Source organism: Propionibacterium acidifaciens, assembly GCF_003798325.1.
Classification (GTDB): domain Bacteria; phylum Actinomycetota; class Actinomycetes; order Propionibacteriales; family Propionibacteriaceae; genus Propionibacterium; species Propionibacterium acidifaciens.
Window position 1 is genome coordinate 2275353 of the sequence record NZ_CP033719.1, and the last position, 23877, is coordinate 2299229.

Here is a 23877-nt window from a genome sequence, read left to right on the forward strand (position 1 = left end):
GGCCGTTTTGCATGCGAAGAACCCTTGCGAGTTCTTGGAAGGACCACACCTTGGCCGCCTCGCGCAACGCGTTGAAGAACACCGATGTCGTCTCCAGCAGTGGACGGATCTCCTTCGCGAAGATCCACGAGCCCCTGGAAGTCCCCAACCTGCTCGACCTGCAGGTGAAATCGTTCAACTGGCTCGTCGGCAACGACGTGTGGCAGCGCGAGGTGGACGAGGCCCTGGCGCAGGGCCGCACCGACGTCAACACCAGGTCCGGGCTCGAGGAGATCTTCGAGGAGATCTCCCCGATCGAGGACTTCTCCCAGACGATGTCGCTGAGCTTCCGCGACCATCGCTTCGAGGAGCCCAAGTACACCATCGACGAGTGCAAGGACCGCGACGCCACCTACGCGGCGCCGCTGTTCGTCACCGCCGAGTTCATGAACAACGACACGGGCGAGATCAAGAGCCAGACCGTGTTCATCGGCGACTTCCCGCTCATGACCGACAAGGGCACCTTCATCATCACCGGCACCGAGCGCGTCGTCGTCTCCCAGCTGGTGCGCTCCCCGGGTGTCTACTTCGAGCAGACCCCCGACAAGACGAGCGACAAGGACGTCTTCACCTGCAAGGTGATCCCCTCGCGCGGCGCTTGGCTGGAGCTCGAGATCGATAAGCGCGACACCGTCGGCGTGCGCCTCGACCGCAAGCGCAAGCAGAACGTCACCGTCCTGCTCAAGGCGCTCGGCTGGACCGAGGAGCAGATCCTCGAGGAGTTCGGGCAGTACGAGTCCATCCGCATGACGATGGACAAGGACCACGTCACGACCCAGGGCGAGGCGCTCCTGGACATCTACCGCAAGCTGCGCCCGGGCGAGCCGCCGAGCCGCGACGCGGCGCAGACGCTGCTGGAGAACTTCTACTTCAACCCGAAGCGCTACGACACCGCCAAGGTCGGCCGCTACAAGATCAACAAGAAGCTCGGCCTGAACCTGCCGTTCGACCAGCAGGTCCTCACGATCGACGACATCAGGGCCGCGATCCACTACATCTGCGCCCTCCACGAGGGGCGGACCGAGCTCGACGGCGGGCTGCCCGTCGAGGCCGACGACATCGACCACTTCGGCAACCGCCGCCTGCGCACCGTGGGCGAGCTGATCCAGAACCAGCTGCGCACCGGCCTGGGCCGCATGGAGCGTGTCGTGCGCGACCGCATGACCACCCAGGACATCGAGGCCATCACGCCGCAGACCCTCATCAACGTGCGCCCGGTCACCGCCGCGCTCAAGGAGTTCTTCGGCACCAGCCAGCTCTCCCAGTTCATGGACCAGAACAACCCGCTGGCCGAGATGACGCACAAGCGCCGCCTGTCCGCCCTGGGCCCCGGCGGCCTGTCCCGCGACCGCGCCGGCATGGAGGTCCGCGACGTCCACCCGAGCCACTACGGCCGCATGTGCCCGATCGAGACCCCCGAGGGCCCGAACATCGGCCTCATCGGCTCGCTCGCCTCCTTCGCCCGCGTCAACGCCTTCGGCTTCATCGAGACGCCCTACCGGAAGGTCGTCGACGGCACCGTCACCGACGACGTGGACTACCTCACCGCCGACGAGGAGGACCGGCACATCATCGCCCAGGCCAACGCCAGGATCGACGAGAACGGCCACTTCGTCGAGGACCGCGTCCTCGTGCGCAAGCACCACGGCGAGGTCGACCTCCTCCCGTGCGACGACGCCGACTACATGGACGTCTCGCCTCGCCAGATGGTCTCGGTGGGCTCGGCCCTCATCCCCTTCCTCGAGCACGACGACTCCTCGCGGGCCCTCATGGGCGCCAACATGCAGCGCCAGGCCGTCCCGCTCGTCCGCAACGAGGCCCCCCTCGTCGGCACCGGCATGGAGTACCGCACGGCCGTCGACGTCGGCGAGGTCACCTGCGCCTCCAAGCCCGGCGCCGTGACCTCCGTCACCGCCGATCTCATCGACATCGCCTGCGACGACGGCACCTACCAGACGTTCAAGCTCGAGAAGTTCCAGCGCTCGAACGCCGGCACCTGCGTCAACCAGCGCCCCATCGTGGTCCCCGGCCAGCACGTGGAGAAGGGCACGCCCCTGGCGGACGGCCCCTGCACCGACCGGGGCGAGCTCGCCCTGGGTCGCAACCTGCTCGCCGCGTTCATGCCCTGGAACGGCCTGAACTACGAGGACGCCATCATCCTGTCCCAGCGCATCGTCTCCGAGGACATCCTCACCTCGATCCACATCGAGGAGCACGAGGTCGACGCCCGCGACACCAAGCTCGGGCCCGAGGAGATCACCCGCGACATCCCGAACGTGTCCGACGACATGATCGCCAACCTCGACGAGCGCGGCATCATCCGCATCGGCGCCGAGGTCCGCACCGGCGACATCCTCGTCGGCAAGGTCACGCCCAAGGGCGAGACCGAGCTGACCCCCGAGGAGCGGTTGCTGCGCGCCATCTTCGGCGAGAAGGCCCGCGAGGTCCGCGACACCTCGATGAAGGTCCCGCACGGCGAGGAGGGCACCGTCATCGGCGTGCGCATCTTCGACCGCGAGGAGTCCGACGAGCTGCCGCCCGGCGTCAACCAGATGGTCCGCGTCTACGTCGCCCAGAAGCGCAAGGTGCAGGTCGGCGACAAGCTCGCCGGCCGCCACGGCAACAAGGGCGTCATCTCCAAGATCCTGCCGGTCGAGGACATGCCGTTCATGACCGACGGCACCCCGGTCGACATCATCCTCAATCCGCTCGGCGTGCCCTCGCGGATGAACCTCGGCCAGGTGCTCGAGATGCACCTCGGCTGGATCGCCCACTCGGGCTGGGACATCGGCTCCTGCGACGAGCCCTGGGCCCGGCGCCTGCGCGAGGTCGGCCTCGAGCACGTCGGCGGCGACGCCCACCTGGCCACCCCCGTCTTCGACGGCGCCAACGAGGAGGAGATCTCCGGCCTGCTGGCCAACGGCCTGCCCAACCGCGACGGTGACAGGGTCGTCGACACCGACGGCAAGACCACTCTCTTCGACGGGCGCTCCGGCGAGCCGTTCCCCGAGAAGGTCGGCGTCGGCTACATGTACATGCTGAAGCTGCACCACCTCGTCGACGACAAGATCCACGCGCGCTCCACCGGCCCGTACTCGATGATCACCCAGCAGCCCCTGGGCGGCAAGGCCCAGTTCGGCGGCCAGCGCTTCGGCGAGATGGAGGTGTGGGCCCTCGAGGCCTACGGCGCCGCTTGGGCGCTCCAGGAGATGCTCACCATCAAGTCCGATGACGTGGCCGGCCGGGTCAAGGTCTACGAGGCCATCGTCAAGGGCGAGAACATCCCCGAGCCGGGCATCCCCGAGGGTTTCAAGGTCCTCGTCAAGGAGATGCAGTCGCTGTGCCTGAACGTCGAGGTCCTCGGCGTCGACGGTCAGGTCATCGACCTGCGCGATTCCGACGACGACTTCCGCTCCGCCGACGATCTGGGCATCGACCTCTCCCGCCGCCCCGGCGCCGATTCGTACAAGCTGGAGTCCGAGGCCTGACGGCCCCTCCCGGCGTCGGGCCCCGGCCCGTCCCACGACCACTGGATCACAGTTTCGACCGCCTGCCCGGAGGCAGGGGAAAGAGAACCAACGTGCTGGACGTCAACACCTACGACACGCTCCAGATCGGGCTGGCCACGGCCGACCAGATCCGCGAATGGTCGCACGGCGAGGTGAAGAAGCCCGAGACGATCAACTACCGCACGCTCAAGCCCGAGCGCGACGGCCTGTTCTGCGAGAAGATCTTCGGTCCCACCCGCGACTGGGAGTGCTACTGCGGCAAGTACAAGCGCGTGCGCTTCAAGGGCATCGTCTGCGAGCGCTGCGGCGTGGAGGTGACCCGCTCCAACGTGCGCCGTGAGCGCATGGGCCACATCGAGCTGCGCGCCCCCGTCACCCACATCTGGTACTTCAAGGGCGTCCCCTCGCGGCTGGGCTATCTGCTCGACGTCGCGCCGAAGGACCTCGAGAAGGTCATCTACTTCGCCGCGTACATGGTCACGAGCGTCGACGAGGAGGCCCGCCGCCGCGACCTGCCCTCCCTGGAGGCCAAGGTCGCCGCCGAGCGCGAGCAGCTCGCCAAGCGTCGCGACGCGGACGTCGACGCGCGCATGGCCAAGCTCGAGGAGGACCTCGCGGCCCTCGAGGCCGAGGACGCCAGGGCCGACGTCCGCAAGAAGGTCAAGGACTCCGCCGAGAAGGAGCTCAAGACCATCCGTGCCCGCGCCGGCCGCGAGCTCGACCGCCTCGACGCCGTGTGGGAGCGCTTCAAGGGCCTCAAGGTCCAGGACCTCGAGGGCGACGAGGTGCTCTACCGCGAGATGAAGAACCGCTTCGGGAAGTACTTCGAGGGCTTCATGGGCGCTGAGGCCGTCAAGCGCCGCCTGGAGACCTTCGACCTGGCCGCGGAGTCCGAGAAGCTGCGCGAGATCATCCGCACCGGCAAGGGCCAGCGCAAGACCCGCGCCCTCAAGCGCCTCAAGGTGGTCAGCGCCTTCCTCGAGAACGGCAACTCCCCGATGGGCATGGTGCTCGACGCCGTCCCGGTCATCCCCCCCGACCTGCGCCCGATGGTGCAGCTCGACGGCGGGCGCTTCGCCACGAGCGACCTCAACGACCTCTACCGCCGCGTCATCAACCGCAACAACCGGTTGGGTCGGCTGCTCGACCTCGGCGCGCCCGAGATCATCGTGAACAACGAGAAGCGCATGCTCCAGGAGGCCGTCGACTCCCTGTTCGACAACGGCCGCCGCGGCCGTCCGGTCACCGGGCCCGGCAACCGCCCGCTCAAGTCGCTGTCCGACATGCTCAAGGGCAAGCAGGGCCGCTTCCGTCAGAACCTGCTCGGCAAGCGCGTCGACTACTCGGGCCGCAGCGTCATCGTCGTCGGCCCGCAGCTCAAGATGCACCAGTGCGGTTTGCCCAAGCAGATGGCCCTGGAGCTGTTCAAGCCCTTCGTCATGAAGCGCCTGGACGATCTCAACTACGCGCCCAACATCAAGAGCGCCAAGCGCATGGTCGAGCGCCAGCGCCCGCAGGTCTTCGACGTCCTCGACGAGGTCATCAAGGAGCACCCGGTGCTGCTCAACCGCGCGCCGACGCTGCACCGCCTCGGCATCCAGGCGTTCGAGCCCCAGCTGATCGAGGGCAAGGCCATCCAGCTGCACCCGCTCGTCTGCGCGGCCTTCAACGCCGACTTCGACGGCGACCAGATGGCCGTCCATCTGCCGCTGAGCGCCGAGGCGCAGGCCGAGGCCCGCATCCTCATGCTGAGCTCGAACAACATCCTCAAGCCGGCCGACGGCAAACCGATCGCCCTGCCCAGCCACGAGATGATCATCGGCATGTACTACCTGACCCAGGACCTCGACGGCCTGCCGGGCTCCGGGCGCGCCTTCAGCTCCGAGGCCGAGGCCATCATGGCCCGCGACCTGGGCCAGCTGGACCTGCGTGCCAAGTGCCGGATCAAGCTCACCGGGATCGTCCCGCCGGCGGCCCAGGCCGAGCGGATGCGCGCCGACGGCTCGATCATCCTCGACACGACCCTCGGCGCCGTGATCTTCAACCACGCGCTGCCCGACGACTACCCGTTCGTCGACTACCACGTGGGCAAGAAGCAGCTCTCGGCCCTCATCAACGACCTCGCCGTGCGCTACCCGCGCCCCGTCGTCGTCGAGACCCTCGACAACCTCAAGGACCTCGGCTTCGAGTGGGGCACCCGCTCGGGCGTCACCGTCTCGATCGGCGACGTGCAGACGCCGCCGAACAAGCCCGAGATCATGGCCACCTACGAGGCCAAGGCCGCCAAGATCGACAAGCTCTACGAGCGCGGCGCCGTGACCGAGGAGGAGCGCCGGGGCGAGCTCGTCCAGATCTGGAACGACGCGACGGCCGAGCTGACCAGCGCGATGGAGAAGAACTTCACCAAGACGAACCCGATCTACATGATGGTGAACTCGGGCGCCCGCGGCAACATGACGCAGATGCGTCAGATCGCCGCCATGCGCGGCCTCGTGGCCAACCCGAAGGGCGACATCATCGAGCGGCCCATCAAGTCGAACTTCCGCGAGGGCCTCACTGTCCTGGAGTACTTCATCTCGACGCACGGCGGCCGCAAGGGCCAGGCCGACACGGCCCTGCGCACCGCCGACTCGGGATACCTGACCCGTCGGCTCGTCGACGTCTCCCAGGACGTCGTCATCCGCGAGGAGGACTGCGGCACCGAGCGCGGTCTGACCAAGGTCATCGCGCGGACCGGGCAGGACGGCGCGCTCGTCCCCGCGCGGATGCTCGACACCTCCGTCCACGGGCGCACCGCGGCCGTCGACGTCGTGGGCGGGTCCGGCGAGGTCGTCGTCCCGGCCGGGACCCTGTTCAGGGCCGCCAACGTCGCCGCCGCGATCGCTGCCGGCGTCACCACCGTCAAGGTCCGCTCGGTCCTCACGTGCGAGGCCCACACCGGCGCCTGCGCGATGTGCTACGGCACCTCGCTGGCCACCAACCGCCTCGTCGAGGTCGGCGAGGCGGTCGGCATCCAGGCCGCCCAGTCCATCGGCGAGCCCGGCACCCAGCTGACGATGCGCACCTTCCACACCGGCGGTGTGGCGGGCGACGACATCACGCAGGGCCTGCCGCGCGTCGTCGAGCTCTTCGAGGCCCGCACCCCGAAGGGCAAGGCGCCGATCGCCGAGGCCGACGGGCGCGTGCGGATCGAGGAGACCGACCGGGGCCGCAGGCTGACGATCGTCCGCGACGACGGCGGTGCCGATGTCGAGTATCTCCTCCCGCGCCGCGCCCGGCTCGAGTTCGAGGACTCGAACCGCGTGCGCCACCAGATCGCCGACGGCGTCCACGTCAGCGTGGGGGAGCAGCTCACCGGCGGCACCATCGATCCCCAGGACGTGCTGCGCGTGCGCGGCGTCCGCCGGGTGCAGGAGCACTTGGTCGAGGAGGTCCAGAAGGTGTACGCCTCCCAGGGCTCGCCGATCCACGACAAGCACATCGAGATCGTCATCCGCCAGATGCTGCGCCGGGTGACCGTCATCGAGTCCGGCGACACCCCGATGATGCCGGGCGAGCTCGTGGACCGGCAGACCTACGAGGCGGCCAACCGCAAGGCCGTGGAGGAGGGCGGGCGCCCTGCCGAGGGCCGTCCGGTGCTCATGGGCATCACGAAGGCCTCGTTGGCGACCGACTCCTGGTTGAGCGCGGCCTCCTTCCAGGAGACCACCAAGGTGCTCACCGACGCGTCCATCCAGGGCAAGTCGGACCACCTGGTCGGCCTGAAGGAGAACGTCATCCTCGGCAAGCTCATCCCGACCGGCACCGGCCTGGAGCGCTACCGCAACATCCGGGTGGAGCCCACGGCCGAGGCGAGGGCGAACTCCTTCCAGGTGAGCTACGACCCGTTCGACTACGACTTCGGCTCCAGTTCCGGCGCCGCCGTCCCGCTCGACGACCTGGACTTCGGCGATCTGCGCTGAGGCCCCGCTCCGATTCCCGCCGAGGGCGCCCGCATGCGCGGGCGCCCTCGGCGCGTCCGGGGGCCGGGGCGGCCGGCTGCCCGCGCGGGGCGCCCTCCGACGGCCACCCCGAGCGGACGCCCCGAGCGACCGGCCCCGCCCATCGGAGGCGCCGGCCGGGCGACGGGCGGGCCGAGGCGACGCGCCGCGACCGCCCGGCGGGGCCGGCCCGTGGACTGGGACGGGCTGTCGGAATCGAATCGGCCGTGACCGTCCCGGCGGGGCCGACCGGTACCGGAGGAAAACGGAACTCCGGGTCCCGGACGGGTTCGGGAGAACCGGATGAGTTCGGGACAACCGGATGGGTTCGGGACAAGATGTCACACGGAGATGAGACCCTTCGACCCCGCTGTGACGAGCAACGACGCGATAATGCAGGGAGTGACGGGTCAATTCTCAAATGTTTAGCCTAAGCTGATCTCCCGAAGGTTCTGTCAAGAACCTGTGACCGAATCGGGTTCCTCCCGGGAATGGGGTGTTCGCCAGTGCGTTCCGCACAGTCGGCAGTGATGGCCGAACCCGTCGTCCTGCGCCGTCCGTTCGTTCTCGGCGGCGTGCTGCTGCTCCTGCTGATACTGCTGCCGGTCCACCGGCCGGCGGGAGCCGTCGCCGATCCCTCGGCCTCGGCAGGGCAGTGGGCCGCGGTGGCCCAGAAGATCAGCGACCAGCTCGACGGCGCCGGCACCGCCTTCCACGACGGCGACGCCGAGGGGGCGAGGAGCCGGGTCAAGGAGGCCCGCTACAGCACCTACGTCGGCTCGGGTTTCGAGGAGGCCCTCGGCGCCAAGTCCGGCGCCGACGTCAAGGACGCCGACATGGACTTCGCGCTGCTCGTCCAGGCGATCAAGGACAGCAACGCGGACAAGGTCGACGGCAAGATCGACGAGCTCAAGAAGCTCCTCAAGAACGCCGCCCAGACCCTCGACGGCTCCTCGCAGAACGTCGCCGACTTGGCGATCAGCCCCGGCAAGTGGGGCCAGGTCGCCACGACGATGATCGGCCTGCTCGACCAAGGCCGGGACGCCTCGGCCGGCGGCGACCCGGAGCAGGGCAAGGACCTCGTCAACCAAGCCTACTACGGCAACTACGAGACCACGGGCTTCGAGAAGGTCACGATGAGCCGGGTCTCCGGGGCCCGCGTGTCGACCATCGAGCTGCAGTTCGCCAACATCAAGAAGGACATGACCGACCGGAACAACGACTCGGCGGCCGAGCGCATCGCCGATCTGGAGGTCATGCTCATCCAGGACGCCAACACCCTCGACGACTACGACCCGAGCACCGGCACGAGCAGCGGGGGATCGGGCGGCTTCACGCTGTTCATCTCCGCCTTCCTCGTCATCCTGCGTGAGGGCCTCGAGGCCATCCTCGTCGTCGTCGCGGTCATCGCCTTCATGGTCAAGGCCGGCATGAAGCGCCAGTCCCGCGTCGTGTGGGCCGGCGTCGGGCTCGCGGTGGCGCTCTCGGTCGCCCTGGCCCTGCTGTTCCACTTCGTCACGGCCGCGGCGGGTGCCAACCAAGAGCTGCTCGAGGGCGTAACGGCCCTCTTCGCCGTCGCCATGCTCATCTGGGCGTCGAACTGGATGAGCAGCAAGGGCGGCGACAACTCCTGGCAGGGCGCCCTGGAGGGGCAGACCGCCGAGACCATCACGCGCGGCACGCTCATCTCGCTGGCCTTCATGGCCTTCCTCGCAGTGCTGCGCGAGGGCGCCGAGACGATCCTCTTCTACCAGCCCATCCTCGCAATGGCCGGCGACGAGACCCACCTCGTGTGGCTCGGCCTGGCCGTCGGCGGCGCGAGCCTGATCGTCGTCTACATCCTCATCCGCTTCTTCAGCGTGCGCATCCCCCTGCGCCCGTTCTTCCTCGTGATGTCGATCTTCCTGGCCGCCATGGCGGTCGTCTTCACCGGTTCCGGCATCAAGGAGCTCCAGGAGGCCGGGATGCTGCCCACCACCTCCATCAGCGGGCTCCCCACATTCGACCTGGTGGGCATCTACCCCAGGGTCGAGAATCTGACCGCCCAGGCCGTGGTTCTCATCATCATCGTTGCTCTCGACGTCATCGGGGTCCGGCGCGCCAGGCGTCGTCGCGCCGCATCCGAAGGCCGGAACGAGCAGGCGGCGATCGAGACAACCGAATAACCCCACCGATCCCTCAACACAGGAGACACATCATGTCCATGTCCCTCAAGAAGGCGGGGAGCCTCCTCGCCGCCTTGGCGCTGGCCGGCTTCATGACCGCCTGCTCCTCCGGCTCGAGCTCCTCCGGCTCCGGCTCGTCCGCCGACTCCAGCTCCTCGGCCTCCGCCACCGACGACAGCAGCGACGCCGGCTTCCAGGAGATGCCCATCGGCGACGAGGTCTTCTCGGGCCCGATCAAGGTCTCCGCCGTCTACTTCCAGCCCGTCCAGATGACCCCGTCCACCGGTGTCGACGCCTCCGCCGCCGCCATGCACCTCGAGGCCGACATCACGGCCGCCGAGGACAACGACCTCGGCTACGGCGCCGGCGACTTCGTGCCCGGTCTCACCGTCGAGTACTCCATCCTCGACCAGTCCGGCAAGAGCGTGCAGTCCGGCACCTTCATGACGATGAACGCCTCGGACGGCCCGCACTACGGCCTCAACCTGCCCGAGCTGGCCGCCGGCGACTACACGCTGCAGATCACCATCCACTCCCCGGAGGAGAACGGCTGGATGCTGCACACCGACGAGGAGACCGGCGTCAAGGGCCGCTTCTGGACCGAGCCGATCGTCGCGAGCTTCAGCGACTGGCACTGGGATCCCGAGACCGTCTGGTGGTGAGCCGGACCGCTCGCCGGGCGCCGGGGAACCGACGCCCGGCGAACGACTGCGCGCATCCACCCCGACCCGACCAGGAGGCAGACAGTGCTCGCTCAGCTTGTCGATTCGCTCGGCTCGCTCATCCTCGTCGCCCTGACGATCGGCGCCCTGTCCCCCGGCGTGCGCCTCGCCTCCGGTGGGGACCCGGCCCGCCCGGGCCCGCACCCGGTGGTGTGGGGCTCCCTGGCCGGTGCGGCGATCGGCCTGGCCCTCATCGTCGTCCACCAGTTCTCGATCATCCGCTTCGACCGTCAGCACCTCACCCTGACCACCCTCGAGCCCACCGTCGCGCTCTTCGTGGTCCTCCTGGCCCTCGTGTGGATCCTCGGTCGGCGGACCCTCCGGCTCCTGCGCGGGGCCAGGGGCGACTCCCTGGCCAGCGCCGGCGTCGACAACCCGATCCCGGGGCCCTGGCGCGTCGTCGTCGCTCTCGCGGGCTTCATCTGGGCCCTCGCCGTCGTCTTCCGCGCCAGCCAGAGTGTTTACCTCCAGATCTGGAGCTGGGTGCCGTCCAGTTCCACGGTCTTCTCGAGCACCACCTTCCTCAACGTCCTGGGCTTCGTCATCGGCATCGGCATCGCCGTCCTCGCCGGTGCGAGCGTCTCGATGCTGTGCACGCGCCGGCCGCTCCTCGCGCCGATCCTCCTCACGGTCTTCGGCGTCGTGCTCACCGCGAGCCATCTCTTCCTCATCGTCCGGCTGCTGTACTCGCTGCGCGTCATCCGTGTCTCCCGCCGGACCGCCGCGGGGATGTCCTGGCTCGTCAACCACGATAACCTCTTCGCCTTCGCCGCCATGGCGGTCACGGCCGTCGCAGCGGTCTTCGCGCTCATCGTCGCGCGCCGGACCAGCACCGACGCGGACGTGGCCGCCCAGCACCGCCTCCGGGCCGCCGGGGTCCGTTCGATGAGCCGCCGCTCCGTCCTCGTCCTCGCCACCCTCGCCGCGAGCGCCACGGCCATGACGGTCGGCAGGCACTACGCCACCCGTGAGGTCGAGCTGTCGGCCCCCGAGCCCTTCGACGTCGTCGGCGACAACGTCGTGGTCGGGCTCGACCGGATCAGCGACACCCACCTGCACCGCTTCGAGTACCCCACCTCGGCCGGCCCCGCGGTGCGCTTCATCGTCATCCAGAAGGCCGGGACATCCTTCGGCGTCGGCCTGGACGCCTGCGAGATCTGCGGCGCCTCCGGCTACTACGAGGAGGACGGCAAGGTCATCTGCAAGCTCTGCGGCGTCGCCATGAACATCGCCACCATCGGCTTCAAGGGCGGCTGCAATCCGATCCCGATCGACTTCACCGTCGCCAACGGCACGCTCACCGTGCCGATCTCGGTGCTGGAGGCCAACGCGAAGATCTTCGCGTGAGCCGGAACGAGGTGAATCACAGTGTTTCTCCGCATGCTGCGCAGCGCGCTGCTCGGGCAGCGCTCCAGGCGCCTCATGATCATCCTGACCGTCGCGCTCGGCGCCTCCGTCGCGACCTCGATGCTCTCGGTCATGTTCTCCGTGGGCGACAAGATCAACCAGGAGCTGAAGGCCTACGGCGCGAACATCGTCGTCCGGCCGCGCGACGCCGCCGTCGTCCAGGACGTCTACGACGTCGGGGACGCGGACGAGTCCCAGCAGTCCTATCTCGCCGAGGAGGACGTGCCGAGGATCAAGACGATCTTCTGGACCTACAACATCGTCGACTTCGCCCCGGTGCTCGACACCAGTGCCGACGTGGCCGCGGGCGGCGGCACCGCCGATGACGTGACCGTCGTCGGCACGTGGTTCACCAGGCACCTCGACCTGGCCGACGGCGAGTCGGTCGACACCGGGCTCGTGAACATGCGCGGCTGGTGGACGATCGACGGCTCCTGGCCGTCCGCCGACGATCCGTCCCAGGCGGTGGTGGGCGTCGCCTTCGCCCGGGAGCACGGGCTCAGCGCGGGCGACCCCCTCACGCTCACCCGCGGCGGCGTCACCGTGCAGTTGACGGTCTCGGGCGTCGTCACGACCGGCGAGGACGAGGACAACCAGGTCCTCACCGGCATCGCCACGACCCAGCAGCTCATCGGCCGGCCCGGCGCGGTCGGCGAGATCGAGGTCTCGGCTCTCACCACTCCGGACAACGACCTGGCGAGGAAGGCCGCGAAGAACCCGGCCAGCCTGTCGGTCGCCGAGCGCGAGACCTGGTACTGCACGGCCTACGTCTCCTCGATCGCCTACCAGATCGAGGAGGTCATCCCCGGCTCGACGGCCCGCGCGGTGCGGCAGGTCTCCGAGTCGGAGGGCACCATCCTCGAGAAGACGCAGTTGCTCATGGTGCTCGTCACGGTCCTGTCGATGGCCGGCGCCGCGCTCGCCATCGCCAACCTCGTCACCGCCGACGTCATGGAACGGGCGGGCCAGATCGGTCTCATGAAGGCGCTCGGAGCGCGCGACGCGGCGGTGGTCCGGCTCATCCTCACCGAGATCCTCATCGTCGGGCTGGTGGGCGGCCTCGTCGGCTTCGGGGCCGGCGCGGCCCTGGCCCAGCTCATCGGACACCTCGTGTTCGGCTCGTCCATCTCCATCCTGCCGTCGGTGGCGGGCATCGTCGCGGCGCTCGTCCTGCTCGTCGTGCTGGCCGGCTCGATCCCGGCGATCCGCTTCCTGCTCGCGCTGCGTCCGGCCGAAGTGCTCCACGGGAGGTGAGTCGATGAACCCCAAGCGCAGACTGTTCATCCGCATGGTGATGTCGTCGATCCTGCGGCGGCGCTCGCGCGTCATCGTCGCGATGCTGGCCGTCGCGGTGGGCGCCACCACCCTGTCGGCGCTGGCCACGATCTCGGTCGACGTGCCCCGCCAGATGGCCCGGGAGATGCGCTCGGCCGGCGCCAACATGCTCCTCACGCCGGCCGGCGGTGCGGGCAGCTTCGACCCCGCCGTCGTCGACGAGGTCGCCTCCGAGGTCCCCTCCGGCGAGCTCGTCGGGGCGGTCGGCATCGACTACGAGGCGATCCTCGTCAACGACCTGCCGTACGTCGCCGCCGGCGCCGACCTCGACGCCGTCCACGGCCTCAACCCGTACTGGTACGTCGACGGCTCATGGCCGGCCGGTTCCGGCCAGGTGCTCGTCGGCCAGGACGTCGCCGAGGCCCTCGACGCCCAGGTGGGTGACAAGGTCGCGCTGTCGATGCTGGTCGCCGGCGAGCAGAGCGCGACCCCCGGCGCGAGCGGAAGCAGCACACCGGGCTCCGGTGCGACGAACGCCGACGGTAAGGAGATCTCGAACCAGGACGTGAGCCAGGCCCAGGCGTCCACGGGGGCGCAGCTCGAGGCGACGGTTTCGGGCATCCTCGAGACCGGCGGCAACGAGGACCGCTTCGTCTACCTGGGCTCGGACGACATGTCCACGCTGACCGGCGCCGCCCCGGTCTGCACGGTCGCCGAGTTCTCGGTCACCGCGGAGGGCGGCGAGCTGCAGTCCCTGGCCGACCGGATCGGTGCGGACCACCCCCAGGTGAGCGCCGATCCCGTCGCGCGACTGGCCCAGTCCGACGAGGACGTGCTCGGCATGCTGCGCTCGCTCATGGTGATCATCTCGATCATCGTCCTCGCCCTCATCATGATCGGCGTCTCGACGACGATGATGGCCGTCGTCACGGAGCGCCGCAACGAGATCGGGCTGCGCAAGGCGCTCGGCGCCGATGACCGCTCGATCATCGGGGAGTTCCTCGGCGAGGGCGTCGTCCTCGGCCTCGTCGGCGGCGTCGTCGGGGCGGCGGCCGGCTTCGGCCTGGCCCAGGTGATCTCGTTCAACGTCTTCCACCGCACCGTCGAGGCCCACGTGCTCATCCTCATCGGCACGGTGCTGGCGTCCATCCTCGTGTCCACGCTGGCCAGCCTCATTCCGGTGCGCCGCGCCGTCGACGTCGATCCCGCCCCGGTGCTGCGCGGGGAATAGGAGAAACACATGAGTGACACCGCATCCGAGCTGCTGAGGCTCACCGACGTCTCGAAGATCTACGGCGAGTTGCACGCCCTCGACCACATCGACCTCACCGTCGACCGCGGCGATTGGGTCTCGATCGTCGGCCCGTCCGGTTCGGGCAAGACGACGATGATGAACATCATCGGCTGCATGGACCAGCCGACCGAGGGCACCGTCATGCTCGACGGTCGCGACATCTCGAAGTTCTCCGACTTCGACCTCACCCAGGTGCGCCGCGAGACGATCGGCCTCATCTTCCAACAGTTCCACCTCATCCCGCATCTGACGGCCCTCGAGAACGTCATGGTCGCCCAGTACTACCACTCGATGCCGGACGAGGCCGAGGCCATGGCCGACCTCGAGCGGGTGGGTCTGGGCGAGCGCGCCACCCACCTCCCGCGGCAGCTGTCCGGCGGCGAGCAGCAGCGCGTCTGCGTCGCCCGGGCCCTCATCAACTCGCCGAAGATCGTCCTCGCCGACGAGCCCACCGGCAACCTGGACGAGACGAATGAGCGCATCGTGCTCGACATCTTCGGCCGGTTGCACGCCGACGGGACGACGCTCATCGTCGTCACCCACGACGCCTGGGTCGCCTCGAAGGGCCAGCGGGAGGTCCGCCTCGACCACGGCCGGATCGTCGACCGGACGGTCCACGAGTACGACGGGGGAGCCGAGCCCGCCCAGCCGAACGTCACCGTGACCGACGAGCGGGGGGAGTGACCGTGGACGAGCAGCGCAGGGTCCTCGCCCGCCGTTTCGCCGCCCTCGCCGGTCTCGGCGCGGTCGGTGCGATGATGCTCACCGCCTGCTCGGGCGGTCAGAGCGACGACGAGCTCATCGACATGAGCATCCTCATGAACGACGGCACCTACACCGGCCAGTCCAATGCCGACGAGCAGGGCGCGGTGGGCACTGTCACGATCACCGTGGCGGGCGGGCGGATCACCGAGGCCTCCTACGAGACGGTCGAGTCCGACGGCACCGTCAAGGACGAGAACTACGGCAAGGACGGCTCCGGGCAGGTAGCCAACCAGGACTACTACCGGCGCGCCCAGGCCGCTGTCGCCTCGTACGAGCAGTACTCCGCCAAGCTCGTCGAGGTGCAGGACCCGACCGCCGTCGACACGGTCTCGGGCGCCACCGTGGCGCACAGCCAGTTCCTCCAGGCCTCGCTGCGCGCCGTCTATCAGGCGCAGGGCGTCGCCGACGACGGTCGCGCCGACACCGTCGCCATGCCCGGCCTCGGCTTGGAGGACGAGGATTACTGAGCGGGCGGCCCCGCGCGGCGCCGTTGCGCGCATCCGCCCCACCCCGGGGGCGCTGCGCTTCGTGCTCCCGGCGATGGCGACCGTCGTCGAGGTGACCGTGGTGATGCCGCGCCTGGGCGATCTCGTCGCCGAGACCGCCGGCCTGCTCATCCACGACGAGGCGCTGCTGTCCTGCTTCCAGCCCGATTCCGACGTGTCGGCGCTCAACCGGGCGGACGGCGCCGTCGTCGAGGTGGACGCGACGACGGCCGCGGTGCTGGACGCCGCCGGTGAGCTGGCCCCGCTGAGCGACGGGGCCTTCACCCCCTGCATCGGGGCGCTCGTCGGGCTGTGGGACGTGCGGGCCTGGTTGGCGGGCATCGCCGCCGGCCGACGGCCGGCCCCGCCGGCGCCGGAGCTCGTCGACGAGGCCCGCGCCCGGTGCGCGCCGGGGCTCCTCGAGAAGGTCGACGAGCGCGCCTACCGCCTGCACGACGGCGCGCAGCTCGATCTGGGGGCCATCGCCAAGGGCTTCGTCGCCGATGCCGTGCGGGAGCTGTGCCTCGACCGCGGGGCCGAGGCCGTCCTCGTGTCGGTGGGCTCCTCGTCGGTGGCCGCCGCCGGCGACCGGCCGCAGGGGCCCTGGCGGGTCGGGATCGAGGATCCCGGCGGCGCCGGCATCATCGGCTCGGTCGAGCTGCGCGGCACCGCCGACCTGGCGACCTCCGGCGACCACCTGCAGCGGCTCCCCGAGCTCGTCGACGGTCAGCCGGTGCATCATGTCATCGACCCGGCGACGGGCCGTCCGGCCTCCGGCGGGGTGCGTCAGGCCAGCGCGGTGTGCGCCGACGGCATGCGCGCCGAGGTGGCGGCGACCGCTCTCATGATGCGTCCCGCCGGACGGCTGGCCGGGCTGCTCGACGGCGTCGAGCAGCTGACGGTCACCGACCAGGCGGTGCGGACGAGCCCGGGACTGGCCTGGCTGCCGGTCGACGAGCAGTGAGTCGTCGTTTCGTCCCGCCCGCAGGGGAACCGCTCCGGGGTTTCCTGCCGAGGCGCCCTCGCCGGTGGCGAACGGGACGGCGGTCGGAAGCGCCGCCGCGACCCGGCGGGATGCGCCGCATGTTTTTGCCAACTGGCGCTGCGCCACGTACACTGATGGCTTGGTTCGGTTTGCCCGGATGAAGCACGCGTGCCCCACGGCCTGGCCCCTAGACGTTGCGAGGCGGCCCGGCGGGTCCGGGGCGCGTGCGGCAATGACCCATCGTCCTTCGAACGCGCACCGGTTGCTGGGTGCGGCGGTCCGGCCGCTGGGGGAATTGCACCATCAGGAGAATCCCCCCTCGACAACGAAAGAGATACCAGCAGGTGCCTACCATTCAGCAGCTGGTCCGCAAGGGCCGCACCGACAAGGTCAACAAGGCCAAGACGCCGGCGCTCAAGGGCTCGCCCCAGCGTCGCGGCGTGTGCACGCGCGTGTACACGACCACCCCGAAGAAGCCGAACTCGGCCCTGCGGAAGGTCGCCCGCGTCCGCCTCAGCTCCGGCATCGAGGTCACGGCCTACATCCCCGGCATCGGCCACAACCTGCAGGAGCACTCGATGGTGCTCGTGCGCGGCGGCCGCGTGAAGGACCTGCCTGGCGTCCGGTACAAGATCATCCGCGGCGCCCTCGACACCCAGGGCGTCAAGGGCCGCAAGCAGGCCCGCAGCCGCTACGGCGCGAAGAAGGAGAAGTAATGCCTCGCAAGGGACCCGCGCCCAAGCGCCCCGTCATCATCGACCCCGTGTACAGCTCCCCGCTGGTCTCCCAGCTCGTGAGCAAGATCCTGCTCGACGGCAAGAAGACCACCGCCCAGCGCATCGTCTACACCGCCCTCGAGGGCGCCCGCGAGAAGACCGGCATCGATCCGGTGCAGACCCTCAAGAAGGCTCTCGACAACGTCAGGCCCTCCGTCGAGGTCCGCTCCCGCCGGGTCGGCGGCGCCACCTACCAGGTGCCCGTCGAGGTCAAGCCCTCGCGCTCGAACACGCTGGCCATGCGCTGGCTCGTGGGTTTCGCCCGCGACCGCCGCGAGAAGACCATGGCCGAGCGCCTCATGAACGAGATCCTGGACGCCAGCAACGGTCTGGGCGCCTCCGTCAAGAAGCGCGAGGACACCCACCGCATGGCCGAGGCCAATCGGGCCTTCGCCCATTACCGCTGGTGACCGCCGCCCAGGCCCCCGTCCACCGCGGCGGGGGCGCTGCCCTGCTCTGGGCACATCCTTCACTCAAGACCAAGAAACAGAGGTTTGATCCAGTGGCCCTGGACCTGCAGACGAACCTGGCCAAGGTGCGCAACATCGGCATCATGGCCCACATTGACGCTGGCAAGACCACCACGACCGAGCGCATCCTGTACTACACCGGTGTGAACCACAAGATCGGCGAGGTGCACGATGGCGCGGCCACCATGGACTGGATGGAGCAGGAGCAGGAGCGCGGCATCACGATCACGTCGGCCGCCACGACCTGTTTCTGGAACGACTACCAGATCAACATCATCGACACCCCCGGTCACGTCGACTTCACGGTCGAGGTCGAGCGCGCCCTGCGCGTCCTCGACGGCGCCGTGGCGGTGTTCGACGGCGTCGCCGGCGTCGAACCCCAGTCGATGACCGTGTGGCGCCAGGCCAGCAAGTACAGCGTCCCGCGCATCTGCTACATCAACAAGCTCGACCGCACGGGCGCCTCCTTCGACTGGTGCATCCGGACCATCAAGGAGCGACTCAACGCCATCCCGGTCCTGCTGCAGCTGCCGATCGGCTCCGAGGCCGACTTCATCGGCGTCGTCGACCTGGTCGAGATGCACGCCAAGACCTGGCGCGGCGAGACCGAGCTCGGCGCCCACTACGAGGTCGAGGAGATCCCGGCCGAGATGGTCGAGCCCGCCCGCGCCGCCCGCGCCGAGATGGTCGAGACCGTCGCCGAGAACGACGAGCAGTTCATGGAGATGTACCTCGGCGGCGAGGACTGGACCAAGGACGACCTCAAGGCGGCCATCCGCCGCGGCGTCCTGGCCAACGCCTTCACCGCCGTCACCTGCGGCACCTCGTTCAAGAACAAGGGCGTCCAGCCCCTGCTCGACGCGATCATCGACTACCTGCCGAGCCCGCTCGACGTGCCCGCCATCCGGGGCTTCAAGCCCGGCGACGAGTCCGTCGAGATCGACCGCCATCCCGGCAAGGACGAGCCGCTGAGCGCCCTGGCGTTCAAGATCGCCGCCGATCCGCACCTGGGCAAGCTGACCTTCGTCCGCGTGTACTCCGGCGTTCTCACGACCGGCTCGCAGGTGCTCAACTCGACCAAGGGCAAGAAGGAGCGCATCGGCAAGATCTACCAGATGCACGCCAACAAGCGCCAAGAGGTCGAGGAGATGCCGGCGGGCATGATCTGCGCCGTCATGGGCCTCAAGGACACCGGCACCGGTGACACCCTGTGCGACGGCGCCGCCCCGGTCGTGCTCGAGTCCATGACCTTCCCGGCCCCGGTCATCGAGCAGGCCATCGAGCCGAAGTCGAAGGCCGACCAGGAGAAGCTGTCGATCGCCATCCAGCGGCTCGCCGAGGAGGACCCGACCTTCCAGGTGCACACCGACGAGGACACCGGCCAGACGATCATCGCCGGCATGGGCGAGCTGCACCTCGACATCCTCATCGACCGCATGAAGCGCGAGTTCCACGTCGAGGCCAACATCGGCCGGCCGCAGGTCGCCTACCGCGAGACCCTGCGCCGCCCGGTCAGGAACGTCGACTACACCCACAAGAAGCAGTCGGGCGGCTCGGGCCAGTACGGCAAGGTCATCATCGACCTGGAGCCGACCGAGCCCGGCAGCGGCTACGAGTTCGTCAACGCCGTCACCGGCGGGCGCATCCCCAAGGAGTACATCCCCGCCGTCGACGCCGGCATCCAGGAGGCCATGCAGTTCGGCGTCCTGGCCGGCTACCCGGTCGAGGACATCAAGGTCACCCTGACCGACGGCGCCTACCACGACGTCGACTCCTCGGAGCTGGCCTTCAAGATCGCCGGCTCGATGGTCTTCAAGGAGGCCGCGCGCCGCGCCGACCCGGCCCTCCTCGAGCCGATGATGGCCGTCGAGGTCACCACGCCCGAGGACTTCCTGGGCACCGTGATCGGCGACATCAACGGCCGTCGCGGTCACATCCGCGAGATGATCGAGGAGCACGGCAACAAGGTCGTCCGGGCGCTCGTCCCCCTGTCGGAGATGTTCGGCTACGTGGGCGACCTGCGGTCCAAGACCTCCGGTCAGGCCTCCTACACCATGGAGTTCGACTCCTACGGCGAGGTGCCGAAGTCGATCGCCGACGAGATCGTCGCGAAGGCCCGCGGCACCGGGTGAGCCGCCCGCCCGGGCGCCGCGCCGCGGCGGACGGGCCCGGTCCCGCCCGGGCGTTTGACTATGCCGCGGCGAGGGACCAAAATTGCAAAAGTTCATGGGTGCGAGCCCATGCGTTGTCGTGCCCGGTGTTCGCCGGTCGGTACCGGGAACTGACACAATCAGGACTGCGGGGAGCACCCGTAGCAAGTCAACACACGGGCGTCCCGCAAGCCAGCGTGACGCGACATCACAAAGGAGCCCCAGTGGCAAAGGCCCATTTCGAGCGTACGAAGCCGCACTGCAACATCGGCACGATCGGTCACATCGACCACGGCAAGACCACCCTGACTGCGGCGATCACCAAGGTCCTCTCGAAGAAGTACCCCGAATGGAACTCGTTCGAGGCCTTCGACCAGATCGACAAGGCCCCTGAGGAGCGTCAGCGCGGCATCACGATCTCGATCGCCCACGTCGAGTACCAGACCGAGAAGCGCCACTACGCGCACGTCGACTGCCCCGGTCACGCCGACTACGTCAAGAACATGATCACCGGTGCCGCCCAGATGGACGGCGCCATCCTCGTCGTGGCCGCCACCGACGGCCCGATGCCGCAGACCCACGAGCACGTCCTGCTCGCCCGCCAGGTCGGCGTGCCGGCGATCGTCGTCGCGCTGAACAAGTGCGACATGGTCGACGACGACGAGCTCATCGAGCTCGTCGAGATGGAGACCCGCGAGCTGCTCACCAGCCAGGAGTTCGACGGCGACGGCTGCCCGGTCGTGCGCGTCTCCGCCTACCAGGCGCTCCAGGGCGACGAGAAGTGGGAAGAGGCGATCATGGAGCTCATGAACGCCGTCGACGAGTACATCCCGCAGCCCCAGCGCGACACCGACAAGCCGTTCCTCATGCCCGTCGAGGACGTCTTCACCATCACCGGCCGCGGCACCGTCGTCACCGGTCGTGTCGAGTCCGGCGTCATCAAGACCGGTGAGACCGTCGAGCTCGTCGGCCTCGCCCCGACCCAGACCACCACGGTCACGGGCGTCGAGATGTTCCGCAAGATCCTCGACGAGGGCCAGGCCGGCGACAACGTCGGTCTGCTCCTGCGCGGCACCAAGAAGGAGGACGTGGAGCGCGGCATGGTCGTCACCAAGCCCGGCAGCACCACCCCGCACACCGACTTCGAGGGCAGCGTCTACGTCCTGACGAAGGAGGAGGGCGGCCGTCACAAGCCGTTCTTCACCAACTACAGCCCCCAGTTCTACTTCCGCACCACGGACGTGACCGGTACGGTGACCCTGCCCGAGGGCGTCGAGATGTGCATGCCCGGTGACAACACCGACATGATCGTCCACCTGCAGAAGCCGATCGCCATGGAGGTCGGTCTGAAGTTCGCCATTCGCGAGGGCGGCCACACCGTCGGCGCCGGTCGCGTGACGAAGATCGACAAGTGAGTCCGATCCGCTGATCGAGACGGAGGGCCCGTCCCCCGAGGGGGACGGGCCCTCCGCCGTCCCCGGGCCGGTGAGGAGGGCACAGGCTCCGGCGCCCGCCCTCCGGCACCGGCACGGGTATGCTCGACGGGGCGCCCGGCGGGCGTCCCACCCCCTGAAGCCGAGAAGATGCACGAGGAGTCGTCGTGGCAGCAGACCTCGAGTCCGGAACGGTCGAGGACGCAGAACTCGAGACGTCCGGGGCCGCGGACCCCGACCCGGAGCTGACCGGCCCCGCCCCGCAGCGCTGGCGCGCCCGCACCGCCACCGAGATGATCGTCTCCGGCCTGGTGGGCCTGTTCGTCTCGTTCAAGCTGTCGATCGAGGCCTGGGAGCTGGCCGGCGACCCCGGGCTCGACCTGGCCTGCGACATCACCTCGCACATCAGCTGCACCACCGTCGCCAAGACCTGGCAGGCCACCCTGCTCGGCTTCCCCAACGCCTTCCTCGGCATCCTCTTCGAGGGCATCGTGCTCACCATCTCGGTGGCCGTCGTCGCCGGGATCCGGTTCCCCCGCTGGTACATGCGCTGCGTCGAGACGCTCTACACGGTGGCGCTGCTGTTCGCCCTGTGGCTGTTCACGCAGTCCTACTTCGTCATCCACGCGCTGTGCCCGTGGTGCCTGCTCATCACGCTCACCACGACACTGGTCTGGGCGGGGCTGACGCGCATGAACGTGCGCGACCACGTCCTGCCGGGTACCGTGCGCCTGCGCTGGTTCGTCGCCAGCGGCAACGACTGGATCATCACGATCGCCTTCCTTGTCGTGCTGGCGGCGATGGTCCTCGTCCGCTACATCGTCTGAGCATCGTCCGGGCCGGCCCCGCTCAGCCCTCGCGCTCCAGGACGACGATCGCCTCGCCCGACCAGCGGACGCGGTAGTGCGCCCCGCGCACGACCGGGTCGTCCAGGAAGGCCTGGACCCAGCCGGTGGACTCGTTCTCGTAGCTGGTCGTCTCGCGGTTCAGCACGAGCCACGCGGCGTCGACCGGCTCGCCCAGGTCGTCCAGGTAACCGTCGGCGGGCCGCCACTGGCTCACCTCGAAGCGCCTGCTCAGGTGGTTCGTCAGGTAGACGTCGGCGCCGACCCACGAGCCGTCGGGGATCATCGCGGTCGCCTCGTCGAGCTCGGCGCAGGCGGCCCCGCAGGGCCTGCCGGCCAGATCGTGGAGCACGGAGCCGGTCGGGACCGACACGAGCGCGACGGCGACCACGACGGGCAGGGCCAGCGCCCGCCAGACCCGCACGGCCCGGGCCCGGGCCCCGACCGCGCCCCGGGCGCGCAGCGCGGCGGCCCGCTCCACGAGGGCGGGCCAGGCGTCGACGAAGGCGAAGCAGAGGACGAGCATGGGCAGCAGGTTGTAGTGGAAGCCGGCCGTCCAGTGCTGCGGGTTCTTCGAGGCGGCGCGCACCGCGAGGGGCCCGATGAAGCCCCAGACGAGCGCCGAGCGGGCGGCGACGAAGCCGGTCGCGGCGAGCAGGACGGCGGCGGTGCCGAGGGTGGCCAGCGGGCCGTACCAGGCCGGGTGGGCGGCCGGCTGGACGCCCTGGACCGTGACGGTGCCCAGTGAGCCGAGGTAGGCGTAGACGTGGTGCGGGTTGAAGCGGGGGACGACCACGAGGACGGCGACGGCCGTCCACGTCACGGCGAGGACCCCCAGGGCCAGGCCGGCCCTGACCCGTCGGCGTACGAGCAGCGCGATCGCCAGGCCCCCCACGAGGAAGCACATGTCCTCCTTGACGAGCAGGAGCGAGGCGGCCAGGGCCCAGAAGCGCCCCCAGCGCCCCCGGCAGAAGGCGCCCAGCGCGTGGGCCAGCAGCGGCGCCCCGAGGGCGACCTCGTGGAAGTCGAAGGTGACCGCCGACTGCACCCCGATCCCGCACAGCCAGGCGGCCGTGACGGCCAGTGCCGGCCCCGCGCCGACCCGCCGCCGGGCGAGGCGCCCCAGCACCCAGCCGGCCCACACGACGCAGAGCGCCTGCACGACGAGCAGCACGCGCGGGTCGTCCCACACCCAGTAGAACGGCACCAGAGCCGCGATGATCGGGTGCCAGTGGTCTCCGAAGACCGACATGCCCGGCGACTTCATCGTCGTGCTCCCGGGCCCGCCGTGCGCCAGGGACCGGATGGCCTGGTCGAAGATCGTCAGGTCCATCCCGTCGCCCAGCCGGGCGTACTTCAGCAGGCTGACGGTCACATAGGCGGCCAGCGCGGCGGCGCACAGGAGCGCCAGCAGCGCGGTGCAGTGCTCGTCCGGCCAGGTGCGCGCCCGCCCGGCTCGGGCGCTGCACTCGGTATCCGCTGGCATGCTCACCGGCCCAGTCTAGGGGTCGGACGCCCCGGCCGCCGTCCCGTCACCGCTGCTGGTCCCCTCATGGCCGCCGTCCCGGCCCGGGGCC

The 23877-nt window shown here is 69.4% G+C and carries 16 protein-coding genes; 15 read left to right on the plus strand and 1 reads right to left on the minus strand.

Going from position 1 to position 23877, the window contains the following annotated elements; all coding sequences use genetic code 11:
• Positions 1-50: 50 nt before the first annotated feature.
• The 15 genes from rpoB (at position 51) to EGX94_RS09715 (ending at position 22282) form a co-directional block, all read left to right on the plus strand.
• Positions 51-3527 (plus strand): DNA-directed RNA polymerase subunit beta, encoded by a 3477-nt coding sequence (rpoB, locus tag EGX94_RS09645; RefSeq protein ID WP_021798851.1) that lies wholly within the window; start codon positions 51-53, stop codon positions 3525-3527.
• Positions 3528-3619: 92 nt separating this feature from the next.
• On the plus strand, positions 3620-7510 hold the full coding sequence (locus EGX94_RS09650) for a DNA-directed RNA polymerase subunit beta' (RefSeq protein ID WP_021798855.1): 3891 nt from the start codon (positions 3620-3622) through the stop codon (positions 7508-7510).
• A 548-nt stretch (positions 7511-8058) separates the two neighbouring features.
• Positions 8059-9693 carry an FTR1 family iron permease gene (locus tag EGX94_RS09655; protein WP_021797166.1) on the plus strand — a complete coding sequence of 545 codons (1635 nt, stop codon included), beginning with the start codon at positions 8059-8061 and terminating at the stop codon, positions 9691-9693.
• Positions 9694-9725: 32 nt separating this feature from the next.
• Positions 9726-10355, plus strand: a complete 630-nt coding sequence (locus tag EGX94_RS09660; RefSeq protein WP_021797165.1) for an iron transporter — start codon at positions 9726-9728, stop codon at positions 10353-10355.
• Between the two features lie 84 nt (positions 10356-10439).
• Positions 10440-11762, plus strand: a complete 1323-nt coding sequence (locus EGX94_RS09665; protein ID WP_021797171.1) for a DUF2318 domain-containing protein — start codon at positions 10440-10442, stop codon at positions 11760-11762.
• 21 nt (positions 11763-11783) lie between these two features.
• Complete coding sequence (locus tag EGX94_RS09670) at positions 11784-13076, plus strand: ABC transporter permease (protein ID WP_021797172.1); 1293 nt, start codon at positions 11784-11786, stop codon at positions 13074-13076.
• Between the two features lie 4 nt (positions 13077-13080).
• Positions 13081-14328, plus strand: coding sequence for an ABC transporter permease (locus EGX94_RS09675; protein ID WP_021797175.1), 1248 nt, complete (start codon positions 13081-13083; stop codon positions 14326-14328).
• A 9-nt stretch (positions 14329-14337) separates the two neighbouring features.
• On the plus strand, positions 14338-15075 hold the full coding sequence (locus tag EGX94_RS09680; RefSeq protein WP_021797174.1) for an ABC transporter ATP-binding protein: 738 nt from the start codon (positions 14338-14340) through the stop codon (positions 15073-15075).
• A gap of 2 nt (positions 15076-15077) precedes the next feature.
• Positions 15078-15623: an FMN-binding protein gene (locus EGX94_RS09685; protein ID WP_043120998.1), complete on the plus strand. Its 546-nt coding sequence runs from the start codon at positions 15078-15080 to the stop codon at positions 15621-15623.
• Positions 15624-15696: 73 nt separating this feature from the next.
• Positions 15697-16605: an FAD:protein FMN transferase gene (locus tag EGX94_RS09690; protein ID WP_051383766.1), complete on the plus strand. Its 909-nt coding sequence runs from the start codon at positions 15697-15699 to the stop codon at positions 16603-16605.
• Positions 16606-16970: 365 nt separating this feature from the next.
• Positions 16971-17342 (plus strand): 30S ribosomal protein S12, encoded by a 372-nt coding sequence (gene rpsL, locus EGX94_RS09695; RefSeq protein ID WP_021797164.1) that lies wholly within the window; start codon positions 16971-16973, stop codon positions 17340-17342.
• Positions 17342-17812 carry a 30S ribosomal protein S7 gene (gene rpsG / locus EGX94_RS09700; protein WP_021797170.1) on the plus strand — a complete coding sequence of 157 codons (471 nt, stop codon included), beginning with the start codon at positions 17342-17344 and terminating at the stop codon, positions 17810-17812. Before rpsL ends, rpsG begins: the two co-directional genes overlap by 1 nt.
• 143 nt (positions 17813-17955) lie before the next feature.
• The gene (gene fusA / locus EGX94_RS09705; RefSeq protein ID WP_051245344.1) at positions 17956-20004 is read left to right on the plus strand and encodes an elongation factor G; all 2049 of its coding nucleotides are present in this window, start codon (positions 17956-17958) and stop codon (positions 20002-20004) included.
• Between the two features lie 242 nt (positions 20005-20246).
• Positions 20247-21437 (plus strand): elongation factor Tu, encoded by a 1191-nt coding sequence (tuf, locus tag EGX94_RS09710; protein ID WP_021797163.1) that lies wholly within the window; start codon positions 20247-20249, stop codon positions 21435-21437.
• Between the two features lie 185 nt (positions 21438-21622).
• Positions 21623-22282: a vitamin K epoxide reductase family protein gene (locus EGX94_RS09715; RefSeq protein WP_021797173.1), complete on the plus strand. Its 660-nt coding sequence runs from the start codon at positions 21623-21625 to the stop codon at positions 22280-22282.
• Between the two features lie 22 nt (positions 22283-22304).
• Here the strand turns inward: EGX94_RS09715 and EGX94_RS09720 are convergent, their stop codons facing one another.
• Positions 22305-23786, minus strand: coding sequence for a DUF2079 domain-containing protein (locus EGX94_RS09720; RefSeq protein ID WP_226906094.1), 1482 nt, complete (start codon positions 23784-23786; stop codon positions 22305-22307).
• Positions 23787-23877: the final 91 nt, after the last annotated feature.

Bases quoted from the DNA above. Each gene is read 5' to 3' on its own strand.
- EGX94_RS09720 (WP_226906094.1), bottom strand. From the start codon at position 23,786: ATGCCAGCGGATACCGAGTGCAGCGCCCGAGCCGGGCGGGCGCGCACC.
- EGX94_RS09690 (WP_051383766.1), top strand. From the start codon at position 15,697: ATGGCGACCGTCGTCGAGGTGACCGTGGTGATGCCGCGCCTGGGCGAT.
- EGX94_RS09675 (WP_021797175.1), top strand. From the start codon at position 13,081: ATGAACCCCAAGCGCAGACTGTTCATCCGCATGGTGATGTCGTCGATC.
- EGX94_RS09655 (WP_021797166.1), top strand. From the start codon at position 8,059: ATGGCCGAACCCGTCGTCCTGCGCCGTCCGTTCGTTCTCGGCGGCGTG.
- EGX94_RS09660 (WP_021797165.1), top strand. From the start codon at position 9,726: ATGTCCATGTCCCTCAAGAAGGCGGGGAGCCTCCTCGCCGCCTTGGCG.
- fusA (WP_051245344.1), top strand. From the start codon at position 17,956: ATGGCCCACATTGACGCTGGCAAGACCACCACGACCGAGCGCATCCTG.
- rpsG (WP_021797170.1), top strand. From the start codon at position 17,342: ATGCCTCGCAAGGGACCCGCGCCCAAGCGCCCCGTCATCATCGACCCC.
- EGX94_RS09680 (WP_021797174.1), top strand. From the start codon at position 14,338: ATGAGTGACACCGCATCCGAGCTGCTGAGGCTCACCGACGTCTCGAAG.